General features: G+C 42.0%; 3 protein-coding genes and 2 pseudogenes. 1 reads left to right on the forward strand and 4 read right to left on the reverse strand.

The window, feature by feature from the left end:
* Positions 1-169 precede the first annotated feature (169 nt).
* Positions 170-390: pseudogene (locus tag ACM0OZ_RS47920) on the forward strand (IS1 family transposase); the annotation flags it as partial.
* A 500-nt stretch (positions 391-890) separates the two neighbouring features.
* On the opposite strand, the pseudogene ACM0OZ_RS47925 reads toward ACM0OZ_RS47920, so the two are convergent.
* The 4 genes and pseudogenes from ACM0OZ_RS47925 to ACM0OZ_RS47940 form a co-directional block, all read right to left on the reverse strand.
* Positions 891-1115 (reverse strand): annotated as a pseudogene (locus tag ACM0OZ_RS47925) (AMP-binding enzyme); the annotation flags it as partial.
* 104 nt (positions 1116-1219) lie between these two features.
* Positions 1220-1543 carry a helix-turn-helix domain-containing protein gene (locus ACM0OZ_RS47930; protein WP_414590003.1) on the reverse strand — a complete coding sequence of 108 codons (324 nt, stop codon included), beginning with the start codon at positions 1541-1543 and terminating at the stop codon, positions 1220-1222.
* 187 nt (positions 1544-1730) lie between these two features.
* On the reverse strand, positions 1731-2801 hold the full coding sequence (locus tag ACM0OZ_RS47935; RefSeq protein WP_414590004.1) for an LLM class flavin-dependent oxidoreductase: 1071 nt from the start codon (positions 2799-2801) through the stop codon (positions 1731-1733).
* 62 nt (positions 2802-2863) lie between these two features.
* Positions 2864-4604, reverse strand: a 1741-nt coding sequence (locus tag ACM0OZ_RS47940; RefSeq protein ID WP_414590005.1) for a non-ribosomal peptide synthetase, incomplete at its 5' end; no start/stop codon positions are given.

A 4604-nucleotide genomic window follows, 5' to 3' on the forward strand; every position in this document is an offset into this window, starting at 1 on the left:
ACGGACTGCCCGGTTCCAACTGGTCAAGAAACCATAACCGTTGTTGGGCAAAAGACAGGGGCAATGAGTTAGACTCGTCTACTTTCTTCCGAAGTAGCCGCGCAAGAAGCACATTCTTTAGTTTTGGTGAAAAATTAGCTATACGTTTAAAGATATCACTCATTAGATTACTATTGTATTTTGGGCGCTACAAATGATGCCAGATGCACTATCAATTAAAGAGATTCCAGAACTTGGAAAACTCGATGAATTAGAGACTTTTGTCGGTAAAAAAACAAAATTTGGTTGTGGACAGCAGTAAATCACTTTCGTGAAGGGATTTTGTCTCTGGTACTAGTAAAGCGTAGTGCGGAAACGTTATTATTTGAAGTATGGGAAATACCTACGTTTATCTGATTCATTCTGTATTTATGCAATGCCGGAAGCCTAACAGCCATACAAGAGTTCTAAATAACTCATTCAACCTTAACACTTAGGTTTTTACTATTATACTCTTCCCATAGTTTGATAACACCAGCCAATAAGTCTATATAGTTCTTAGTCATGGAGCGAATCGACTTTCCATTGAAATATAGTTGATCGTATTCCACCCTCAGACTTACTTGTCCATTTCCTGAACTCACTAATACAAGAAAATTTAAGGGAAAATAAAATTTATCATGACCTCTAAATCTCAGCAAGCGCAACCCCCTATTAACTGAAATTTCTTTTCTGTTATGGAAATACAAGAAATTAAACGTAGCAAAAAATAACTTAGATTTTTGTTTATCTGCCAATATTTGTGCTAGCGGGTAACGGATATATGGCTCAAGTTCAATGAGCAATTGTTGCACACTTCTTATCTGTGAAAACTTATCACTCTCTAGGGAATGGCAAAATGGAACCATCGGCGTCTGCTCGTTGTTAGGCACCACATAACTTACTAACTGCTTATCACCATGTTGAGTTTCCCGATCTACCACCACAGCCTCCTGCACAGCTTGATGTTTAGTTAGAGCGTTCTCAATTTCCCCTAGCTCAATGCGGAAACCGCGAACCTTAACCTGATGATCAATACGTCTTAAGTATTTAATGTCTCCATTAGGCAAGTAACGAGCTAAGTCACCAGAGCGGTATGCGCCTTGATAAGTTGCAACAGCTGGTCGAGGTCTGTCAGTAGGCAAGTCCAAAATAGGGAGGTTATTCCCATGCTGCTGCTGCGAGTATTTCAATTGGGCCTTTAACACCTCTCCTTGCAGATATTGTCGCTGCCATCATTAGCCTCAGTTTTTGATATTCCAAAATGTAAACCTAAAACCTCCAATGTTGGCATTTGTCTCAGATAAAATAAACATAAACATACCTCTTCCTTTATTTCTAGTTTTGGTTTACGCCCTCCTCCTTCATGATTTATACGCACCTTCTTATGTTCTATCTCAGCTTGAATTCGTTTATGATGCATCTCGGCTTGGCTCAACAAGTCTTGAAACTGGTCGTTGGTTATTCCCAACATTTGTTTTGCGCGGTGCGGATATTGTTGAATATAATGAAGTGGATTTTTCATTTTGGTAGACAGTCAAAATTCCGTTCTACCATTTTTTTACCACCCAGAGAATTTTTCTGGCAGGTTTATACATATAACTTGCAATCAAAATTTTGGTGTAAAGTTACTATAAATTTGTAAATCATTTAGGATTGCCATACATTAAGTTGATAGCCAAATATGACTGTATGGAGGAGGAACTTATGCATCATTTGGGTAGTGCTATTTTTTCCTTCTCAAGGCTACAGATATCCTTCAAATCTTTTAGGTAAAGTAAACTCTTCATCACTGAATCACAATTTGAGTCGAAATCAATCAAACAAGCAACTTCATCAACGCCAACCTGCTTTAGACGCTCAATCATTTGCATACAAGTAGTTTTTGACCCAATCAAAGTCCTCTCTTTAAGCCAGCCTTCGTAGGCAAACAGCAAAAGGCTATCTATATCTGCTTCCGTAAATTTTTCCAAATTCATATTTATACCATAGTTTTTTACTAGATTCTCCAGTAGGTCAATATGCGTCTTGAGATAATTGCAAAAAGGTTCTTTTACTTGTTCTTTGACGGTATAGAAGTCTTCTCCCACAAAGGTATGCAACATCATTGCTACTTTTCTAGCTTGGGGGTTGTAACCATGTTTCGCTAAAGATTCACGATACAATGATATTTGAGGAGCTACGTCTTTTAAAGTTCCACCTAACAAAGAGGTTAGTACGTTAGCACCTATTTTGCCTGCTTCAACAAACGTCTCTGAAGATTGACACACAATCCAAGTAGGTAGCTTACTCTGTATTGGTCTTGGAAACGTCCTTACCTTGAAAGTTTTTCCAGCCGCATCTTGGAATTCAACTTGTTCACCTTCCCAAAGCTTCTGGGCTGTCTGTATACTTCGCCACATAGTTTTTCTACGATTAGCATAACTTCCTTGAGATAAGACAAAGTCATCTACTGTCCAACCAGAGGCAAAAGCAATAGCCACTCTACCATTTGAAAGATTATCAACTACAGACCATTCTTCAACGACCCGCAGTGGATTATGAAGAGGTATCACGACACTGCCTGCCCGTAATTGAATTTGCTCAGTTACCATTGCCAACGCTGTACTGGTTAAGGATGGGTTGGGATAAAGCCCTCCAAACGAATGAAAATGCCGCTCAGGAGTCCAGACTGCAGAGAAGCCGTTTTGATCCGCAAACTTAGCACTTTCTATTAACAAACTATACTTGTTTGCTTGAATTGTTGAACCATCACCGGAAAAATAAAATAGGCTAAATTGCATTTTCTAACTCCTTACATTGTATTGAGCAATTATTAACTTACTAATTGTTCTTGTCAGCTTAACTAGGAATCTTTAAGTTGTTGACTGTTGGTTTGACTTAAATACTCTGCTAGGGTACTAATAGTCGGGTACATAAAAATATTAAGCACTGATAAGTCATATTGAAAACACTCATTCAGCTGCTTAACGACCCTAATCACAAGTAACGAGTGACCGCCGAGGTCAAAGAAGTTGTTATGAATTCCCACCTTATCCAGATTAAGTACCTCTTGCCAGACTGTTGCAATGGTTTGTTCTATCTCAGTTCGAGGCATTATGTGGACGTCTTCCTGTTGGAAATACCCAGCGTCAGGCTTAGGAAGCGCTCGACGGTCAACCTTACCGTTGGATGTCAGCGGCAATGTCTCCACCATGACAAAAGCTGAGGGCACCATGTATTTGGGCAGCTTTTCTTTCAGAAAACGATGCAGTTCTTCAATTGTAGGTGTATGCTCTTGATTTGAGACAATGTAAGCAACTAAATGCTTGCCCTTAAGGCGGTCTTCTTGAGCCAAAACCACTGCTTTCTGCACTTTTTCATACTGCTCCAGTGTCGCCTCGATTTCTCCCAACTCAATGCGAAAGCCCCGAATTTTCACTTGGTGGTCTAGGCGACCGAGAAACTTAATATCCCCGTTGGGTAAATAGCGAGCTATGTCGCCCGTTTTGTACAAGCGTGCTCCAGGCTCATTGCTGTAAGGATTTGGAATAAACTTGTCAACTGTCAACTCTGGGCGATTGAGGTAGCCACGCGCCAAACCATCGCCACCAATGTGCAATTCCCCTGCCACACCCACTGGTACTAGTTGATTATTGGTATCAAGGATGTAGAATTGGGTGTTGGCGATCGCTCTTCCTATGAACACCTCTGAACCTGCTTGGACTTGAGACACCGCAGACCAAATGGTGGTCTCAGTCGGACCGTACATATTCCATAAGGTGTCTGCACGCTCAAGTAATTGAGTTGCCAGTTCCCGCGAGAGGGCTTCACCACCACAAAGTATTTTCAATTTTTGATTACCAAGGAAGCCAACTTGCATCAGTGTTCGCCAAGTTGCTGGTGTGCCTTGCATGATTGTGGCGCTTGATGTTGCCAAGGCTGCAGTGCTTTGACCACCATCGGCAATTAAATCCGGGGTGAGGACGACGCGTGCGCCTGTGCTCAATGGTAGGAACAACTCCAACGCGGCAATGTCAAAAGTGATGGTCGTCACCGCCACCAGCACATCTGATGGTACTATCCCCGGTTGAGCAGACATTGAGCTTAAGAAATTCACCACAGCCTGGTGGCGGATTTGTACTCCTTTGGGTCGTCCGGTGGAGCCACTTGTGTAAATGGCATAAGCCAGGTTCTCACAGCAGACATTGCTGTTGGGATTGGATGAACTTTGGGATATCGGCAAATATTCGTCTAAGTAGACAACACGCCCCTTGAAGTCGGGTAGTTTGTCCGCTACCGCCTGTTGTGTGAGCAGTACACAGGCACAGGAGTCTTCTAAAATGTACGCCAATCGCTCTGGTGGGTAGATCGGGTCGAGGGGTACATATGCACCACCCGCTTTAAGAATTCCCAGCAGTCCTACAATCATCTCTAAAGAGCGTTCTACGCAAATACCTACTAGTACTTCTGGCTTTACGCCAAATCCTTGCAGGTAACGTGCTAGCTGATTCGCCCTAGCGTTTAACTCCTGATAAGTTAAATGCTCATTTTCAAACACGACGGCTACAGCATCGGGTGTTTGTTCCACTTGGGCTTCAAACAGT

Source organism: Scytonema sp. PCC 10023, from assembly GCF_963920835.1.
Taxonomy (GTDB): Bacteria; Cyanobacteriota; Cyanobacteriia; order Cyanobacteriales; family Nostocaceae; genus Kalymmatonema.

Excerpts from the sequence above, each read along its gene's own strand:
- ACM0OZ_RS47930 (WP_414590003.1), bottom strand. The coding sequence starts at position 1,543 with ATGAAAAATCCACTTCATTATATTCAACAATATCCGCACCGCGCAAAA.
- ACM0OZ_RS47935 (WP_414590004.1), bottom strand. The coding sequence starts at position 2,801 with ATGCAATTTAGCCTATTTTATTTTTCCGGTGATGGTTCAACAATTCAA.